Source organism: Micromonospora sp. WMMC264, from assembly GCF_027497275.1.
In the GTDB taxonomy this organism is placed as follows: domain Bacteria; phylum Actinomycetota; class Actinomycetes; order Mycobacteriales; family Micromonosporaceae; genus Micromonospora; species Micromonospora chalcea.
On record NZ_CP114907.1, the window covers coordinates 3,441,022 to 3,459,101 of the forward strand.

An 18,080-nucleotide genomic window follows, 5' to 3' on the forward strand; every position below is an offset into this window, starting at 1 on the left:
TACGCCGGTCGGGGTCAGCGGTTGCCGCGCTTGGCGGCGCGACGCTGCTGCTTGATGGTGTCGCGCACCTCGCGCTCGGTCTCGGCGTGCCGGCGCGCGGAGGCGGCGCGGCGCACGCCGTACCCGAACGCGGCCACCTTCACCAGCGGGTTCGCGGCGGCGGCCGAGACCACGGTGGCCAGGTTCGCCACGTTCGCGGTGACGTTCTGCGCGTGGCTGGTCATGGTGTCCACCTTGGCGAGCTGCAGGTTCACCCCGTCCAGCGAGGTCTGCACCTGCTCCAGCGCCACGTTGACGTTCTTCACCGTGGTGTTCACGTCCCCGAGCAGCGGCGCGGTGCGCTCGTTCACCTCGGTGATCATGCGGGTCGTCGCGTCCACGGTGTGCCGCAGCCGCAGGATCGGCACCGCCAGCACGAGCACCAGCATCAGGAACGCGCCGGCCGCGATCAGCGCAGCGATTTCTCCACCACTCACGCGCATGTCCTCCTCAAGCAGTGTCCCGGAACCCGACGCTCCGGAACGCGCGACCGTACCTACCCACTTCGCGCCACGCCGACCCGGTCACCGGGCGCGGACGGGCGTGCCAGCCCCAGACCCTACCGTCCGTGATGAAAGTCGGCTCACGACGGTGAGGGAGTCGCCTCGCCCAGCGGGTCGTCGGTCAGCGTCGGGAACGGATCCTCACCGGTGAGTGACGGATCGGTGGTCGGCGTCGGCCCGGTGCGCTCGTCGTCGATCGCGTTGCGCACCTTCACCGACACCAACGAGCCGGTGCACGTCGCCGCTGCGGGCGCGGCCGGCGCGGAGGGCGCGGGCGCGCCGTCGATCGGCGGCGGCGTGCAGGCCGGGTCGCGTACCCACAGGTCAAGCGTGAGTTCGTCGCGACGCCAGCAGGTGTAGCTGCCCTCGACCTTCTCCTCCGGGCAGCGTTCGACGCTCCACCGCCGCCAGCCGTCCTTGGCCAGCGCCTGCTCGTAGACGGCGACCGTCTGCTCCCATCCCTGCTCCGACTCGACCGCGCGTTCCCGCAGCCGGCAGTCCTGCAGGCACCAGCGGCTGCCGCTGACGTTGTCGACTGTCTTCTTCTCGGCCCAGGCGGGCACGTCGAGCGCGTCGAGGGTGTCGAAGACCGGATCGCGGCTGAGCGTCCGCATGCCGAAGTAGAGCGGTACCGCGCCCAGCAGCAGGAGGCTCACCAGCGCGAGGACACCCATCCGCAGGCGGCGCCGCTCGCGCATCTGCCGCCGCAGCTCGGACCGGGCGCCGCGCAGGCCACCGGCCTCCGCGTCGGTCTCGTCCACGCCGGGACCGGCGGGTCGCGGCGCGGGCATGCCGTCCGCGCCGGGCCGTGGCCCGGCAGCCTCCCCCGGGGGTACGACAGCAGCCGCCCGCGCCACCGCCGGAGCGCCCGGAGGCGGCGCCACGCCGGCCGGGTTGCCCGGACCGCTGCGGTCCGGCTCCGGTCCGGGGCCGGCCGCCCGGCCGGTGGTCCGCTCGTCCGGCCCGACCGGTCGCGCCACACCCGCCGCCGCGCGGGCGGCAGGCGCCGGTCCGGCGGCCGCGCCCCGGGCGCCGGGCGCCACCGGTGGACGGGGTCCGCCACCGGGCGGAGGTGCCTCACCGGGCCGGACCGGGCCGGACCCGCCGGGCCCCTGCCGGGGCGGATGCGGGCCGGGACCGCCGGGTCCCTGCCGGGGTGGGTGCGGGCCGGGACCGCCGGGTCCCTGCCGGGGTGGGTGCGGGCCGGGACCGATACGGCCACCGTCGCCGCCGGGCGGACCGGCCGGACGCGGCGGGCCACCACCGGGACGGCCACCACCGATCGGCACACCACCCGTGCGCTCGACGTCGCTCTGCGGGCCGCCACCGGGTGGTACGCCGGGGCGGGCGGCGCCCCGGGCCGGGCCGGGGCGGCCGGGGTTCGCGGCCGGGGCGGGCATCGGAGGACCCGCCGGTGGCGCGACGGACTGATCGGGCCGGACCGGTGCAGCCGGAGGGCCTGCCGCCGCGCCACGCGCCGGCCCACCCGGTCCAGCCGGCGCGGGCCGCCGCGACGGCGTACCCGGATCGGCCGGTTCGGGGCGGACCGGTGGGACGGCGGCGCCGGTACGGCCGGTCGGCTCATCGGCCGGGCGGCGGGTCACCGGCATGGCGGGGTCGGTGTGTGGCGCGCGACCGGCCTGCCGCAACCATTCGCCCGGCCGCTGCGGGCGCGGGTCGCCGGTGTCGTCAGGCGCCGCGCGACGTCCGGGCCGCGCCGCCTCGGCCGCGGCGCCGGGTTCGGCCGGCCCGTCGGGAGCGGCCCTCCGGCCACCCGGCGCGGCGCGGCGCGGCGCGTTCGCCGGGCCGCCGGACACGGGCGCGCCGGGCAGGTCCGGCGCGTTTCCGCTGCGCGGCACCACCGGCGGGCGGTCCGGTTCCGGGGCGGCCCGGCGGCCACCCGCCGGGGGCACGACGCCCTCCGGCGCGGCGCGGCGGCCGGCGCCGGAGACGGGGCGGGTGCCGGGCGGAACGTCGTCCGGCCGGGCACGACGGCCCGCGCCCGACACGGGCCGGACACCGGGCGCAACGTCGTCCGGTCGCGCGCGACGGGGCCCGCCGGAGACCGGCTGGACGCCGGCGGTGTCGTCGGGCCGGGCCCGGCGGCCGCCGGGCGGCGAGGTGACGGGCGGGTTGGCTGCGGCCTGGTGCGCGCCCTCCGGCACGCCGGCGCCGTGCCGGCCGCGCGGTGTCGGGGGCCGGTGCTCGCCGTCGACGGGCGGGCGGCCCGGCTCGGCGGGTACCCGGCCGGGTGGCGGCCCGGCGGGCGCGCCGGGCGGCGGCGAGACGCCGGTGACCGGCGGCTGCTGGCCGGTGGGGCTGTCCGCGCCCCGGCGGGCGGGTGCTCCCGCCGGACGACGGGCCTCGGGCACGCCGGGCCAGGGACCGTCGACGGGCGGGCGCGGCGCGCCGGCCTCGGGACCGCCGGGGCGCACCGGCGGCGCGGCCGGGCCGAGCTGGTCGGGACCGCGCCGGGTCACCGGAGGACGCGGACCGGGCCGGCCGCCGGGCATCGGGGGCGGCGCGTCAGCCGGACGGCCGGGTGGCATCTCCGGACCGGGCCGGGCGGCGCCCGCGTCCGCTGCGGAACGCCCGGCGACAGGTGGTACGTCCGCGCCGGGCCGGACGTGACCGGGCCCGGCCGGTCCTCCGCGGCCCACGCCCGGCGGGGACGCCGGGCCGCCACGACCGGAAACGGGCGGTTGCGTCGGGTCGGTGCGGCCGTCCGGCACCCCCCCGGCCGGTTGGGGACGGCCGGGGGGCGGGGCGGCGGGAGACGACGGACCGGGCCGGGCGGACGACGGAGGCGCCGCCGGGCCGGGCCGACCGGAGACGGGTGGCTGCGGACCCGGGTGACCGGCCAGGGGCGGCTGCGGGCCCGGGTGACCGGACGCGGGCGGCTGCGGACCCGGCCGGCCGGGTGGTTGCGGGCCCGGCGCCGGGGGCCGCGGAGCGGACCGGGCGGGCATCCCCGGCCCGGCGGCGGGCGGAGGCATGCCGGGCCCGGCGGCCGGGCCCGGTGCTGCTCCCGGCCGGCCCGGCGCGGGCGCGGAGGAATCCCCCTCCGGTCCGAGTTCGCCGCCCTGCTGCTTGGCGGTACGCAGATCGTCGATCCAGCCGAGTTCCTCGCCGACGACGGTCGGGTCCAGCTCGGGCTCGGCCCGGCCGCGTCCCCACCGGCGGCCCTTGGCCCGCGGATCGCGCCGCTCGTCGGGGCCGTCCGCCGGCCGCTCCGGACCACGCGCCATCACTACTGACCCCCCTCGGCGGCGTCGCTGCCGCCCTCACTCGCCCCGCTGGCCTGCTCGCCGCCACCCACCCGGGCCCCGTTCACGGCGGCCGGGGCGCCGGCCTCCGCCCGGGTCGCCGGTGCCGGCAGCCCACGGACGATCCGGCGCAGCAGCGGCAGCCGGGTGGCCACCGCCCGCTCCGCGCCGTGCCCACTGGGCTGGTAGTAGTCGGTCCCGACGAGGTCGTCCGGAGCGTACTGCTGGGTGACCACCCCCCGGTGGTCGTCGTGCGGGTAGCGGTAGCCGGCCCCGTGCCCGAGTCCGCGCGCGCCGGAGTAGTGGGCGTCGCGCAGCCCGCGCGGCACCGGGCCGCCACGACCGGCGCGTACGTCGGCGACAGCGGCGCCGATCGCGGCGGTGGCCGAGTTCGACTTCGGCGCGGTGGCCAGGTGGATGACCGCCTGGGCCAGGTTGAGCTGCGCCTCCGGCAGGCCCACGTACTCGACCGCGTGGGCGGCGGCGGTGGCCACCGTCAGCGCGGTGGGATCGGCCATGCCGACGTCCTCGCTGGCGAAGATCACCAGCCGGCGGGCGATGAACCGGGCGTCCTCGCCGGCCACCAGCATCCGGGCCAGCCAGTGCAGCGCCGCGTCCACGTCGGAGCCGCGCATGCTCTTGATGAACGCGCTGGTCACGTCGTAGTGCGCGTCGCCGTCGCGGTCGTAGCGCACCGCCGCCACGTCGACCGCCTGCTCCGCCACGGCCAGGTCGATCCGGCCGGCGCCGAGCGCGGTCGCGGTGGCCGCGGCCGCCTCCAGCGCGGTGAGCGCCTTGCGTACGTCGCCCCCGGCGAGCCGGACCAGGTGGTCCTCCGCCTCCTCGGCCAGCACCAGCGCGCCGCCGAGGCCGCGCTCGTCGGCGACCGCGCGGCGCAGCAGCCCGCGTACGTCGTCGTCGTCGAGGGCCTGGAGGGTGAGCAGCACGCACCGCGACAACAAGGGCGAGATGACCGAGAAGTACGGGTTCTCCGTGGTCGCCGCCAGCAGCGTGACGGTACGGTCCTCGACGGCGGCGAGAAGCGAGTCCTGCTGGGTCTTGCTGAACCGGTGCACCTCGTCGATGAACAGCACCGTCGGCGGGCCGCCGGAGCGGCGCTGCCGCCGCGCGGTCTCGATCACCGCGCGGACGTCCTTCACGCCGGCGGTCAGCGCGGACATCGCCACGAACCGCCGGTCGGTGGCCCGGGCCACGAGATGCGCGATCGTGGTCTTGCCGCTGCCCGGCGGCCCCCAGAGGATGACCGACATCGGCGCCGCGCCCTCGACCAGCTGACGCAGCGGCGCGCCCGGTGCGAGCAGGTGCTCCTGCCCGACCAGCTCGTCGATGCCGGCCGGCCGCATCCGCACCGGCAGGGGCGAGTCCGCCCGGGCGTCGGTGAAGCCGTCGGCGCCGCTCGCGCCCGCGGGTGCTCCGGCGGGCTCGCCGAGGGTGAAGAGGGCGTCCGATTCCATCACGAGAACAGTACCGGGCCGGGCCGACGGCGCCGGAATCGCGCCGCCGACCCGACCCAGGTGGTCGTTTCCGGTCAGCCGCGACCCGGCCGCCGGCCCCGGTACCAGCGGCCGCCACCGCCGCCGCGCGGGCCGGAGCCGACGCCGGCCAGGTAGAGCGAGAGCAGCAGGAAGCCGATGAGCATGAGCGTCGAGGTGCTGAACAGATCGGGCGCGCCGAGGTCGGTGTTCATGAAGTCGAGCAGCAGCGCGAAACCGAACACGATGGCCGCGAGAATGGCGAGCATGTCGTTCCTCCGGTGGGGGTTCCCAGCAGGTCGGCGACGGATGTACCCAATCGGTCTGTTCGTCAATCTCCACCCTGGAACAGGAGATGGGCGGCCTCCGATACGGGCCGCGGGTGCTCGTAGGCTGGCGCAATGATCACTGTCGACGAGGCGCTGACCGGGCGCGAGGCGCTGCTCGCCGCGGCCGGCGACCACCCGTACGCCCGGCACGCGCTGCGGCGCGACCAGGCCGTACGCGGATGGCGGCACGGCGGCGCGGTCGGGTGGCTGCTCCCGCCGGGCGAGTGGTCGGCCGGCGGGGCGGTCGGCGCCCCCGGCCCGGCGCTCGACGTCTTCGCCGCCCACCGGGCGGACGGGACGCTGCGAGCCGGTCAGTCGATCAACCTGCCCCACGCCGACCCGGACGAGGTGGCCGCGCGGCTGCCGGTGGCCCGGCTGATCGAGTGGGACTTCCTCTGGACCACCGCGCCGCCGCCGCACCAGCCGGAGCAGGAGCGGGTGGAGCGGCTCACCGCTGCCGACCGCCCCGCCCTGACCGCGCTGATCGAGGAGGCGTTTCCGAGCACCACCTCCCGGCCGGGCGAGCCGGGCATCGTCGACTGGTACGGGATCCGCGACGGGGACCGCCTGCTCGCCTGCGGCGCGGATCGCAGCCGCGCCGACATCGGCTTCCTGGCCGGGTTGACCGTCGCACCCGGGCTTCGCGGCCGGGGGCTGGGCGCGGCGCTGACCGCCGGCATGACGGGCGCGCTGTTCGCCCGGTACGACACGGTGGCGCTGGGCGTCTACCCGGACAACCTGGGCGCGATCCGGCTCTACCGGCGGCTCGGCTTCACCGCCACCGAACGCCGCACCTCGATCAAGCTGGCCTGACTGCCGGCACCCGGCCAGGGCTGCGATCGGAAGCGGGCGCGTCGAACCGGTGAGTGGAACGTCATGGGTGTCAAACGGGAGCCGAGACACCCATGACGTTCCACCCGCGGGGCGGTGACCCGCACGGCGATGCCGGGAACGTTGCTGCCGACAACGCCGGCACCACTCGGCCGCCGCCGGGCGACGCCCGCCGTCGGGACGCCGGGACGCCGGGACGGCCCAACCACTGCCGGACGACGCCCGCAGGACTCAGTCGCGGCCGGGTGACGCCGGCACGACCACCGGCCCGGGCCCGCCAGTGACGGCAGCCGCGTCCGCGCCGACGGCGGCGCCACGGTCCGCCGCGTCGAGGGGCGGCTCGGACGCCAGGCCGGCGTGGCCGGGGCCGCCGCCCGTCACCTCCGGCGTCACGTCGACCGCCGAGGGGGTACGGCGGGCGGCGCGCCAGGCCGGCAGGTAGAGCGGCGCGGCCACGGCGAGCACCACCCCGCCGACGATCATGGCGGTGCTGACGCTCGTGGCGTCGGCCAGCGCGGTGAGCGTGACCGCGCCGAGCGCGCCGGCCGGCTGGCCGGCCATCGAGTTGAGCGACAGCACGCTGGTGCGGTACGGCCCGTCGACCTGCCGGTGCAGCAGTCCCATGTGCAGCGGGTTCGACGCGCCGTGCACGGTGTAGCAGGCCAGGTACGCGATGAGGATGCCGACCGGCCCGGCCAGCAGGCCCATGCCGACCACTGTGACGCCCTGGAGGATCCGCATCAGCGCGGCGGCCGGGGCGGCGCCGAGGCGGCGCAGCAGGAACGGGGTGAGCGCGGCGCCGGCGGCGTTCGCGAGCCAGGCCGCGGTGCCGGCGGGGCCGAGCAGCGCCGCGGCGCGGGCCGGGTCGTCGAGCACCTCGGCGAGGCGTACTGGCAGCAGCGACTCGAAGGTGACCATGCCGAAGCCCCAGAACAGCTCGACGGCGACCAGGGCCGCCAGCACCCGGTTTCGGCGCAGCAGCCCGACGGCCTGCCCGACCATCCGGGGCGCGTCGACCACGGAGGCGCGCAGCGCGGCCGGGCCGGACGCGGGCCGCCGCTCGGCCATCAGCGCGAGCAGCGCCACGATGGACACGGCCTGGAGCACGGCGGCGACGATCACCGGCAGCGCGAGGGCGCTGACCGGGCCGACCGGGCCGAGCGCGACGAGGCCGCCGCTGAGCAGGGCGCCGGCGCCGATGGCGACACCGATCACGGTGCCGGCCCAGCCGAGGCCGCGTTCGTACTCGGCTTTCGGGTCGGCGGCGAGCGTCGCGTCGACGTACCAGGATTCCATCGGGCCGCTGTCGAGCGCCCGGTAGACGCCCTGCAGCGCCCAGACCAGGAAGAACATCCAGAACGAGTCGGCCACCGCCATCAGCGCCAGCGAGCCGAGGCCGATGGCCCAGGCGGCGACCAGCACGGGTTTGCGGCCGAGCGCGTCGGCGAAGCCGCCGGTGGGCAGTTCCAGCGCCAGCACGACGAGGCCCTGGGCGGTGGCGACCAGGCCGATCTGGGACAGCGTGAGGCCGCGCTCCTGCATCAGCAGGATCATCACCGGCATGAGCAGGCCGCTGGGCAGCCAGCGCAGGCCGTACAGCGTGAGGTAGCGGATCCGGATCTGGCGTACGGACAGCGCGGTCACGGCTTCTCCTCGGCGGGTGGCGGGGTGGACCGGGGGAACGCCGCGTCCATCGGGAGGGCGGCGAGGTAGAGCTGCACCGTCTCGGCGTCGGGGTCGTCCGGGTCGGTCTCGTCGCGGTGCCGCTCGAAGACCGCGAAGACCTCCTCCTGGATCGCCTTGAGGCGGTCCACCGGGATGCGCATGAAGAAGTCGCCCATGCCGAACGCGTCACGCCAGGCCGGCGACCACCGGTGCCGCTGGGCGAACCAGCGTTCGGCGTGCCCGGCGAAGAAGCGGACGTAGTCCGCCTCGACCCACTCGATGGCCGCCCGCGAGTCGGGGTCGTCGTCGAAGTCGCTGGACTCCCAGCTGGTGACGTCGTGCGCGGCCCGCCAGTAGCGCTGCCGGCCGGTGCCGAGGCTCGGGTCCTCGACCACGAGGCCGACCTCGGCGAGTTGGCGCAGGTGGTAACTGGTCGCGCCGCTGTTGGTGCCGAGCGTCTCGGCGAGGGCGGTGGCGGTGGACGGGCCCACCACGCGCAGCGCCCCGATCAGCCGCATGCGCAGCGGCTGGGCCAGCGCGCGGACCTGACGGTGGTCGATGCGTACGGTGCGCTTCTTCTCCTCCATGAGATGCACAATATCTGTGCACACTTTCCATGCACAAGATACTTGCAAAGAATCTGTGCAACTAGCCGTACAGCTCGGTGATTCCGCGCAGCCGGGTCCGCAGCAGGCCCGCGGCGCGGGTGGAGTCCAGCACCACCTCGCCCGGCCGGCGCAGCCCGGCGGCGGCGATCGTGGTCGTCCGCAGCCCGCCCGTATCCACCCCGTCGTGCCGGGCCACCAGCAGCCCCAGCTCGGCGCGGCTCACCGCGTCCGGCCCGGCCACGTTCAGCAGCCCGGCATAGTCGCCCGGCACCAGCTCCAGCACCGCGGCGGCGAGGTCGGCGACGTGCACCGGGCAGCGCAGCTCGTCGGTGAACAGCGTGGCCCGCCCCGCGAGGGCCTCCCGGCAGAGCTGGATCTGCTTGCTGCCCTCCCCCACGATCAGCGAGGTACGCACCAGCGCCGCGCCCGGATCGACCGCCCGCACCGCCGTCTCCGCCGCCGCCTTCGCCGCCCCGTACGCGTGCAGCGGCGTGGGCACGGCCTCGTCCGCGTACGGCGCAGGCCGCCCGGCGTGCAGCGCGTCGCTGGACAGGTGCACCAGCCGGGCGTCCACCTCGGCGGCGGCTACCGCGATGTGGGCCGCCCCGTCCGCCGTGACCGCCCAGTCGTCGTACCGGTAGGGGGTGGCGACGACCGCGTCGGGGCGTACCCGGGTCAGCAGCTCCCGCACGGCGGCGCGGTCGGTCACGTCGAGCCGGTGCGGCGCGACGCCGGGCACCGCGACGGCGGCGCGGTGGTACGTGCCGGCGACCCGGTGCCCGGCGGCGACCGCCTGCTGGCACACCTCGGCGCCGAGGAAACCGCTGGCTCCCACCACGAGCAGGTTCATGTCGTCTCCCCCGAAGATCGAAAAAGGCCCGCGTCATCATGACGCGGGCCAGTTCCGGAAAGCGAGGATCAGACGGGGTCGGCCACCGGGGCGGCCGGGCCGGCGGTGCCGGCGTGCGGACCGGCCGGGGCCTTCGGCTTGGCGTCGATGCCGGCCTCGGCGCGCTGCTGCCCGGTGATCGGGGTGGGCGCGCCGGTCAGCGGGTCGAAGCCGCCCCGGGTCTTCGGGAACGCGATGACCTCGCGGATCGAGTCGGCGCCGGCCAGCAGCATGCAGACCCGGTCCCAGCCGAACGCGATGCCGCCGTGCGGCGGGGCGCCGTACTTGAACGCCTCCAGCAGGAAGCCGAACTTGTCCTGCGCCTCGTCGGCGGTGATGCCGAGCAGGTCGAACACCCGCTGCTGCACGTCGCCGCGATGGATACGGATCGAGCCGCCGCCGATCTCGTTGCCGTTGCAGACGATGTCGTACGCGTACGCCAGCGCCCGGTCCGGCGCGTCCTCGAACCGGTCCACCCACTCGGCGTTCGGCGAGGTGAACGGGTGGTGCACGGCGGTCCAGCCGCCCTCGTCGGTGCGTTCGAACATCGGCGCGTCCACGACCCAGCAGAACGCCCAGGCGCTCTCGTCGATCAGGTTCGACCGCTTGGCGATCTCGATCCGGGCCGCGCCGAGCAGCTCCTGCGCCTCGCGGGTGTTCGTGCTCGCGGCGAAGAAGATCGCATCGCCGGGCTTCGCGCCGACCGCGTCGGCCAGGCCGGACAGGTGCGCCTCGGACAGGTTCTTCGCCACCGGGCCGCGCGGCTCGCCGGTCTCGGCGTCCAGCACCACGTACGCCAGGCCGCGCGCGCCGCGCGCCTTGGCCCAGTCCTGCCAGCCGTCCAGCTCCTTGCGGGTCTGCGCCGCGCCGCCGGGCATGACCACCGCGCCCACGTAGCCGCCCGCGTCGATCGCGCCGGCGAACACCCGGAACTCGGTGCCGCGCAGGTACTCGGTCAGCTCGGTCAGCTCCACGCCGTAACGCAGGTCCGGCTTGTCCGAGCCGTACCGGGACATGGCGTCGTGCCAGGTGATGCGTGGGATCGGCCGGGCGATCTCGTAGCCGGCGAGGTCCTTCCACAGCGCCGAGACGATCGCCTCGCCGAGGTCGATCACGTCGTCCTCGGTGACGAACGACATCTCGATGTCGAGCTGGGTGAACTCCGGCTGCCGGTCGGCACGGAAGTCCTCGTCGCGGTAGCAGCGGGCGATCTGGTAGTACCGCTCCATGCCGCCGACCATGAGCAGCTGCTTGAACAGCTGCGGCGACTGCGGCAGCGCGTACCAGCTGCCCGGCTGCAGGCGCACCGGCACCAGGAAGTCGCGGGCGCCCTCCGGGGTGGACCGGGTCAGCGTCGGCGTCTCGATCTCCAGGAAGTCCCGCTCGTGCAGCACACCACGGGCGATCTGGTTGGCCCGCGAGCGCAGCCGCATCGCCTTCGCCGGGCCGCCCCGGCGCAGGTCCAGGTAGCGGTACTTGAGCCGGATGTCGTCACCGGCCTCGATCTGGTCGTCCACCGGCAGCGGCAGCGGCGCGGCCTCGGAGAGCACCTCCAGCTCGGACGCGGTCACCTCGACCTCACCGGTGGGCAGCTCCGGGTTCTCGTTGCCCTCCGGGCGGCGGGTCACCTCGCCGGTGACCTTGACGCAGAACTCGTTACGCAGCGCGTGCGCGTCCTCCTCGCGGAAGACCACCTGCACGACGCCGGAGGCGTCGCGCAGGTCGACGAAGATGACACCGCCGTGGTCGCGCCGGCGGGCCACCCACCCGGCGAGCGTCACCGTCGAGCCGGCGTCCGCGGCGCGCAGGCTTCCGGCATTGTGGGTACGGATCACGGCTGGCGTCTCCTCAATCTGGTCCACTCACTGCTCCCCCGCATTCTGTCAGGGCGGGCGAGTCCGCTCCCGGGCACCCGTCGAGCCGGTCCGCCCCGGCGGTGGCGAAAGCGCCGTGCGGGCCGGGTCCGGCGTTCTACCGTGGCCGGGTGCGTGCCGTACCGAGCTGGGCCGTGGTGACCGCGGCCGCCGCGCCCGCGCTGCTGGTGGCGGGCTGGACGGTCGCGGGCGCCCGCCAGGGGGCGGGGTACGACCCGGTGCGGGACACGATCAGCGAGCTGGCCGGCGAGGGCGCCACCGATCCGTGGCTGATGGGCGGCGCGCTGGTGCTGCTCGGCTGCTGCTACGCCGCCACCGCCGCCGCGCTGCACGCCGCCGGGCTGCCCAGCCGCTTCCTGCTGGCGCTCGGCGGGGTGGCCACCGTCGCGCTCATCGCGTTCCCCCGCCCGCAGGTTGGTGGCTCCCCGGCGCACGGCGTGGTCGCCACGGTGGCGGTGCTCGCGCTGTCGCTCTGGCCCGCCGGGTCGGCGCTGCGCCTGCCCCGCAGGGTGCCGCGCGAGGTGGCCGCATCCCCGGCGGGCCGGCCGCCGTGGGCGTTCCGCCGGCCGGTGGCGCTGGCCGTGACGGCGGTGCTGCTGGCGTTGTTCGGCTGGTCGGTGGCGGAGGTGACCGGCGGCTCCCGGACCGGGCTCGCCGAGCGGGTGGCAGCGCTCGCGGTGACGCTCTGGCCCCTGGCGGCGGTGCTGTCGGCGCGGCGGGCCCACCGGCACTGGACGGCCCGGCCGACCCGGCCGCCGCGCCCGGACGGGCCGCCGGTCAGTCCGGGCCGGCGGGAAGCGGGCGCCTGAGCGGGGTACGCGGAACGGGCCGCCGGTCGCCCGGCGGCCCGTTCACTACGGTGCGTGGATCAGAAGACGCTCACGCCGTAGACGCTGAGCGGCTCGGTGACCGGCTGGAAGTAGGTGGTGCCGCCGGAGGAGCAGTTGCCGCTGCCGCCGGAGGTGAGGCCCAGGGCGGTGGTGCCGGCGAACAGCGAGCCGCCGCTGTCGCCCGGCTCGGCGCAGACGGTGGTGCGGATCAGGCCGGAGACGCGGCCCTCGGCGTAGTTGACGGTCGCGTTGAGCGCGGTCACGCTGCCGCTCTTCACGCCGGTGGTGCTGCCGGAACGGCGGACGGACTGGCCGACGTAGGCGTTGCCGGCCGAGGTGATGTCCTGGGTGCTGCCGTTGTAGAGCGAGACGTTACCGGCCGCGTTGGCCGAGTTGCTGTGCCGGACGATGCCGTAGTCGTTGCCCGGGAAGCTGGTGCCGGTCCGGGTGCCGAGCACGGTGGTGCGGCTGGAGTTGGAGTACCAGGTCGAGCCGATGTTGGTGCAGTGCCCGGCGGTGAGGAAGTAGTACGTCGAGCCGCTGCGCACGTTGAAGCCGAGCGAGCAGCGTCCGCCGCTGGCGTAGATCGCCTGGCCGCCGGAGATCCGGGTGCTCAGCACGCCGGCCTCGGCCTCGATGCGGATCGCGCCGTTGTGCCGGGCGGCGGCGGCCCTGACCCGCTCCAGCTTGGCGCCGGTGACGGTGCTGTCGATGGAGACGACGACCTGGTTCGTGACCGGGTCGGTCCACCAGGCGGTGCCGGGGATGCTCGCGGAGCGCTCCAGCTCGCTGGTGGCGGCGTTCAGCTTGTCCGCGCCGCGCGTCACGATCTTCGGGATGGCGCCGGCGGCGCGGACCTGGCGGGCGGTGGCGGTGTCGGTCACCGTGACGATCATCTTCCCGCTGGCGTCGGCGTACGTGCCGGCCGCGCGGGCGCCGAGCTTCTCGACGAGGGTGGCGGCGGCGTCCGGCGAGAGGGCCGCGGGGGCGGCCTGCGCGGGGGCGCTGAGCAGCGAGCCGGTGACCAGGGTGCCGGCAACGGCGACTGCGGCGGCGCGGCGGAGCGTGGACCTCGTGGGTCGCATGTAACAACCTCCGAATGGGGGTGAACGGGCGCTGTCATGGGGGCGCGCCCGAGGACAACCCGGGCGACCTGGGGAAACCGCCCGGGTGCCCAAAGTATTCACACATTTAAGATCGTAAACAAGACATGGCTTTGCCCGGATTCGCACCAGCGCCCGATGTAACGCCCCAGCAACAACATCGACTCAAGGTGTCAGAGCCGGGGATCGACCCGCGTCGACGTGCTGGGGCAGGCGCGGCGAACGGTCAGGCGCGCGGGGCGGTCAGGCGCGGCGGTGGGCGCCGGGGCCGGGACGGGGCAGCACGTCGCGCGCCTCGGTGATCTCGTGCCCCTCGGCGCAGCGCAGCTCGACCCGGACCTCGGCGCCACAGTCACGATGCGCCACGCTCAGCGGGGAGCCCTCCGGGTCGGCCAGGTAGCGGTCACCCCAGCCGAGCACGGCGACGAGCACCGGCCACAGGTCCAGCCCCATCTCGGTGAGCCGGTACTCGTGACGCGGCCGGCTGCCCGGCTCCCGGTACGGCTCGCGACGCAGCACCCCGCGCTCGACGAGCATGGCGAGCCGGTTGGTCAGCACCTGGCGCGGGATGCCGGTACGCACCCGCATGTCGTCGAAGCGGCGTACGCCGTTGAAGACCTCGCGCAGCACGACCAGGGTCCACCGCTCGCCGAGGACCTCCATGGCGCGCGCGATGGTGCAGTTCTCCACCGACCAGTCCAGTGCCGCGGGTCTCATCCGACCAGGCTAGGTCTGATTGACAGACTCAGCAACGCGCTGCCAGGCTGAGTCCATGACGCAGACGCAGGAACGCTCGCGCACGTTCACCTGGTCCGACCCGGCCGCCGGGGCCGCCCACCTGGGCCGGCGCAGCGGCCTGGAACTGATGCGGGCGATGATCGCCGGCGAGCTGGCCGCCCCGCCGATCATGCACCTGATCGACATGTCCCGGATGGAGGCCGAAGAGGGGCGCGTCGCGGTCGAGCTGCTGCCGCAGGAGTTCCACTACAACCCGCTCGGCACGGTGCACGGCGGCGTCCTCTCCACGCTGCTGGACACCGCCGCGGCCTGCGCCGTGCACACCACGCTGCCGCCCGGGGTCGGCTACACGTCGCTCGACCTCAACGTGAAGTTCCTGCGCCCGGTAACAGTCGACACCGGCACGCTGCGCTGCGAGGGCACTGTGCTCCAGCGGGGCCGCCGCACCGCCCTGGCCGAGGCCCGCCTCACCGACCCCGCCGACCGCCTGGTGGCCCACGCCACCTCAACCTGCCTGATCTTCCCCCTCCCCTGACCACCGCACCCCGCGCCCCCGCCGCGCCCGGCGATCTTGCGGTTGCGGCCCCCGCAGCGCCGGTTTCGCGGCATTCGCGGGGGCCGTGAGTGCAAGATCGCGCGGGAGAGAGGGGGGTGGGGTCAGCGGGTTGCGGCCAGGCGGGCTGCTCGGGCTGCGCGCTTCTCCTCGAAGCGGGACGCCTGGGTCTCCAGCGTGTCCAGGTGGGCGGCGATCTGGTCGCGGGCGGCCTCGCCGTCGGCGTTCAGGCCGGTCACGTCGAACAGGTTCCACTGACGCAGCACCGGCATCACCACCTCGTCACGGTGCTGGCGCAGGTCGTAGATGCCGGCCAGCGCGATCGCCACCGACTTGCGGGCGAAGCCGTCGATGCCCACGCCCGGCATCTGGAAGTTGGCCAGCACGTCGGCGACCGCCCGCATGGCCTGCGACGGGGCCAGCTCGAACGCCGCGCCGAGCAGGTTGCGGTAGAAGACCATGTGCAGGTTCTCGTCCGCCGCCACCCGGGCCAGCAGCGCCTCGCACGTCGGGTCGCCGGTGGCCCGGCCCGTGTTGCGGTGCGAGATGCGGGTCGCCAGCTCCTGGAACGACACGTACGCCAGCGAGTGCAGCATCTCCTGGTCGTGGACGTTCTGGTAGCCCGCCGACATGTGCACCATGCGGGCCCGCTCCAGCGCCACCGGGTCCACCGCCCGGGTCACCGTCAGGTAGTCGCGGATCGCCGTGCCGTGCCGCCCCTCCTCGGCGGTCCACCGGTGCACCCAGGTGCCCCACGCGCCGTCGCGCCCGAACAGGGTGGCGATCTCGTGGTGGTACGAGGGCAGGTTGTCCTCGGTGAGCAGGTTGACGATCAGCGCCGTCCGGGCCACGTCGGGCAGCGTCGAGTCCTCCGGTGACCAGGCCTCGCCGCCCAGCGGGCCGTCGAAGGTGCGGCCCTCGCTCCACGGCACGTACTCGTGCGGGAACCACTCCTTGGCCAGCGACAGGTGGCGGTCGAGGTTCTTCTCGACCACCGGCTCGAGTTCGGTGAGCAGAGCGGTCTGGCTGAGCACGGTCACGACGTTCTCCCTACGGTGGCGTAACTTACGCCACCGTAGGTCCAAACGCCTTCAGACGCCAGTGCCGGCCGGGCCGACCAGCGGCTTCAGGTCCGCCCGGGGCGGCGTCCACTCGCCCGCCGAAGCGGCCACCTGCTCACCGGAACGGATGTCCTTGACCTCGTCGCCGTCCGCGCCGGGGAACCAGACGTACGGGATGCCGCGCCGCTCGGCGTACCGGATCTGCTTGCCGAACTTGGCCGCCGACGGGGACACCTCGGTCGGCACACCGCGCGACCGCAGCGCCGCCGCGACCGCGTCACTGGCCGCCCGGTCCTCCTCGGCGGTGACCGCCACCAGCACACAGGTCGGCACCGAACGGGACACCGACAGCGCCTCGGCGCCGAAGAGCAGGCCGAGCAGCCGGGTCACCCCGATCGAGATGCCCACCCCGGGGAACCGGACGTTGCCGGAGCTGGCCAGGTTGTCGTACCGGCCGCCGGAGCAGATCGACCCGAACCGCTCGTAGCCGATCATCTGCGTCTCGTAGACCGTACCCGTGTAGTAGTCCAGGCCCCGCGCGATGCGCAGGTCGGCCACGCAGAGGCCGGGCGCGTGCGCGGCGGCGGTCTCCACCACGGCGGCCAGCTCCGCGATGCCCTCGTCCAGCAGCGGATCGCTCACCCCGAGGCCGCGCACCGCGTCGGCGAAGGAGGCGTCCGGCGCGGAGATCTCGGCCAGCGACAGCACGGCCTTGGCCTGCGCCTCACTCGCCCCGGCGGTGCTCGCCAGCAGCTCCGTCACCCCGGCCGGGCCGATCTTGTCGAGCTTGTCGACGGCGCGCAGCCCCGCCTCCGTGTCGGTCAGCCCGATGCCCCGGTAGAAGCCCTCGCAGATCTTGCGGTTGTTGACCTGGATACGCACCGGCGGGATCGGCAGCGACCGCAGCGCGTCACCGATGACCAGCGGCATCTCCGCCTCGTAGTGCGCCGGCAGCGTGTCCCGGTCGACGATGTCGATGTCGGCCTGGAGGAACTCCCGGTAGCGGCCCTCCTGCGGGCGCTCACCCCGCCACACCTTCTGGATCTGGTAGCGGCGGAACGGGAACTGCAGCTTGCCGGCGTTCTCCAGCACGTAGCGGGCGAACGGCACGGTCAGGTCGAAGTGCAGGCCGAGCGCGTCGTCACCGGCCGGCCCGTCGGCGTCGGCCTGCAACCGGCGCAGCAGGTACACCTCCTTCGAGGTCTCCCCCTTGCGCAGGAGCTGGTCCAGCGGCTCCACCGAGCGGGTCTCCAGCGGCGCGAAGCCGTACAGCTCGAACGTGGCGCGGATCCGGTCGAGCACGAACTGCTCGATCATCCGCTGCGCCGGCGTCCACTCGGGGAAGCCGGAAATGGGCGTGGGCTTGCTCATCACGAACTCCTTGAGAACCCGCGCGGGCGCGGGTGAGGGTCTAGAGGCCTCGGGTGGGCGCGGCCGGGCGCGCGCCGCCGGTGCCCGCCACCTCGACGAGGTACGGGTTGGTCGCGCGCTCGCGGCCGATAGTGGTCGCGGGGCCGTGGCCGGGCAGGACGACTGTGTCGTCGGCCAGCGGGAGCACCTTGTCCCGCAGGCTGGACAGCATCCGGGGCATGCTGCCGCCCGGCAGGTCGGTACGGCCGATCGAGCCGGCGAACAGCACGTCACCGGAGAGGCAGATCTGCTCCGCCTCCCAGGGCGAGCCGGCGCCGGGCAACCGGAACAGCACCGACCCGCCGGTATGGCCGGGGGCGTGGTCGACGGTGATCTCCAACCCGGCCAGCGACAGCGTCGCGCCGTCGGTCAGCTCGGCCACGTCGTCCGGCTCGGCGTACGGCAGCCGGCCGCCGAACAGCTGGGTCAGGTCCATCGACAGCGCCTTGCTCGGGTCGGCCAGCAGCTCCCGGTCGTCCGGGTGGACGTAGGCGGGGATGCCCCGCGCGCCGCAGACCGGGGCGACGGAGAACGTGTGGTCCAGGTGGCCGTGGGTGAGCAGCACGGCGGCCGGGTGCAGGCGATGCTCGGCGAGCACGGCGTCGAGCCGGTCGAGCACCCCGATGCCGGGGTCGACCACCACGCACTGCTCCCCCGGAGCGGTCGCCACCACGTAGCAGTTGGTGCCGAAGGCGTCCGCGGGAAAGCCGGCCACGAGCACGTCGCTCCCCTTTCCGTCCGGTCGTCGTCTGCTTGCAGCCTAGTCGTAGCGGCGAGCGAGTTCCGCCCGCCACCGGGCCCGTCCGCCCCGGCCGGGCTGAGATGACGGGACCTCGTACACGACATTCACAGTCGCTACCCGTACACTCTGGCGGGCGTGTGGCGTGG

Annotated in this window: 16 protein-coding genes; 3 read left to right on the plus strand and 13 right to left on the minus strand. The window is 75.2% G+C overall.

Going from position 1 to position 18,080, the window contains the following annotated elements; translation table 11 throughout:
* Positions 1 to 14: 14 nt before the first annotated feature.
* The 4 genes from O7542_RS14635 to O7542_RS14650 form a co-directional block, all read right to left on the minus strand.
* The gene (locus tag O7542_RS14635) at positions 15 to 476 is read right to left on the minus strand and encodes a DUF948 domain-containing protein (RefSeq protein WP_104115776.1); all 462 of its coding nucleotides are present in this window, start codon (positions 474 to 476) and stop codon (positions 15 to 17) included.
* Positions 477 to 622: 146 nt separating this feature from the next.
* Entirely contained in the window at positions 623 to 1,240 is a 618-nt protein-coding gene (locus O7542_RS30535) for a hypothetical protein (protein ID WP_043330338.1), read from the minus strand.
* A 2,552-nt stretch (positions 1,241 to 3,792) separates the two neighbouring features.
* Complete coding sequence (locus O7542_RS14645; protein WP_043324963.1) at positions 3,793 to 5,283, minus strand: replication-associated recombination protein A; 1,491 nt, start codon at positions 5,281 to 5,283, stop codon at positions 3,793 to 3,795.
* 74 nt (positions 5,284 to 5,357) lie between these two features.
* On the minus strand, positions 5,358 to 5,570 hold the full coding sequence (locus tag O7542_RS14650; protein ID WP_018785054.1) for a hypothetical protein: 213 nt from the start codon (positions 5,568 to 5,570) through the stop codon (positions 5,358 to 5,360).
* Positions 5,571 to 5,702: 132 nt separating this feature from the next.
* Here O7542_RS14650 and O7542_RS14655 point away from each other — a divergent pair, with 132 nt between their 5' ends.
* Positions 5,703 to 6,443: a GNAT family N-acetyltransferase gene (locus O7542_RS14655; RefSeq protein WP_281604743.1), complete on the plus strand. Its 741-nt coding sequence runs from the start codon at positions 5,703 to 5,705 to the stop codon at positions 6,441 to 6,443.
* 249 nt (positions 6,444 to 6,692) lie between these two features.
* Here O7542_RS14655 and O7542_RS14660 read toward each other — a convergent pair whose 3' ends face one another.
* The 4 genes from O7542_RS14660 to aspS form a co-directional block, all read right to left on the minus strand.
* Positions 6,693 to 8,105 (minus strand): MFS transporter, encoded by a 1,413-nt coding sequence (locus O7542_RS14660; protein ID WP_166456337.1) that lies wholly within the window; start codon positions 8,103 to 8,105, stop codon positions 6,693 to 6,695.
* The gene (locus O7542_RS14665; protein ID WP_210872577.1) at positions 8,102 to 8,713 is read right to left on the minus strand and encodes a helix-turn-helix domain-containing protein; all 612 of its coding nucleotides are present in this window, start codon (positions 8,711 to 8,713) and stop codon (positions 8,102 to 8,104) included. The genes O7542_RS14660 and O7542_RS14665 overlap by 4 nt, the downstream gene beginning before the upstream one ends.
* A gap of 61 nt (positions 8,714 to 8,774) precedes the next feature.
* Complete coding sequence (locus O7542_RS14670) at positions 8,775 to 9,584, minus strand: sugar nucleotide-binding protein (RefSeq protein ID WP_281604744.1); 810 nt, start codon at positions 9,582 to 9,584, stop codon at positions 8,775 to 8,777.
* A 68-nt stretch (positions 9,585 to 9,652) separates the two neighbouring features.
* Positions 9,653 to 11,458: an aspartate--tRNA ligase gene (aspS, locus tag O7542_RS14675; protein ID WP_281606475.1), complete on the minus strand. Its 1,806-nt coding sequence runs from the start codon at positions 11,456 to 11,458 to the stop codon at positions 9,653 to 9,655.
* Between the two features lie 149 nt (positions 11,459 to 11,607).
* Here aspS and O7542_RS14680 point away from each other — a divergent pair, with 149 nt between their 5' ends.
* On the plus strand, positions 11,608 to 12,306 hold the full coding sequence (locus O7542_RS14680) for a DUF998 domain-containing protein (protein WP_281604745.1): 699 nt from the start codon (positions 11,608 to 11,610) through the stop codon (positions 12,304 to 12,306).
* Between the two features lie 59 nt (positions 12,307 to 12,365).
* Here O7542_RS14680 and O7542_RS14685 read toward each other — a convergent pair whose 3' ends face one another.
* Both O7542_RS14685 and O7542_RS14690 read right to left on the minus strand, forming a co-directional pair.
* Complete coding sequence (locus O7542_RS14685) at positions 12,366 to 13,412, minus strand: S1 family peptidase (protein ID WP_281604746.1); 1,047 nt, start codon at positions 13,410 to 13,412, stop codon at positions 12,366 to 12,368.
* Positions 13,413 to 13,673: 261 nt separating this feature from the next.
* Positions 13,674 to 14,147: a helix-turn-helix domain-containing protein gene (locus O7542_RS14690; RefSeq protein WP_043324969.1), complete on the minus strand. Its 474-nt coding sequence runs from the start codon at positions 14,145 to 14,147 to the stop codon at positions 13,674 to 13,676.
* Between the two features lie 55 nt (positions 14,148 to 14,202).
* Here O7542_RS14690 and O7542_RS14695 point away from each other — a divergent pair, with 55 nt between their 5' ends.
* Entirely contained in the window at positions 14,203 to 14,703 is a 501-nt protein-coding gene (locus tag O7542_RS14695) for a PaaI family thioesterase (RefSeq protein WP_064448524.1), read from the plus strand.
* Between the two features lie 122 nt (positions 14,704 to 14,825).
* Here the strand turns inward: O7542_RS14695 and O7542_RS14700 are convergent, their stop codons facing one another.
* The 3 genes from O7542_RS14700 to O7542_RS14710 are packed head-to-tail and all read right to left on the minus strand — an operon-like array spanning position 14,826 to position 17,913.
* On the minus strand, positions 14,826 to 15,761 hold the full coding sequence (locus tag O7542_RS14700; protein ID WP_281604747.1) for an acyl-ACP desaturase: 936 nt from the start codon (positions 15,759 to 15,761) through the stop codon (positions 14,826 to 14,828).
* Between the two features lie 51 nt (positions 15,762 to 15,812).
* Positions 15,813 to 17,153, minus strand: a complete 1,341-nt coding sequence (hisS, locus tag O7542_RS14705; RefSeq protein WP_281604748.1) for a histidine--tRNA ligase — start codon at positions 17,151 to 17,153, stop codon at positions 15,813 to 15,815.
* A 40-nt stretch (positions 17,154 to 17,193) separates the two neighbouring features.
* Positions 17,194 to 17,913, minus strand: a complete 720-nt coding sequence (locus O7542_RS14710; protein WP_030502528.1) for an MBL fold metallo-hydrolase — start codon at positions 17,911 to 17,913, stop codon at positions 17,194 to 17,196.
* Positions 17,914 to 18,080: the final 167 nt, after the last annotated feature.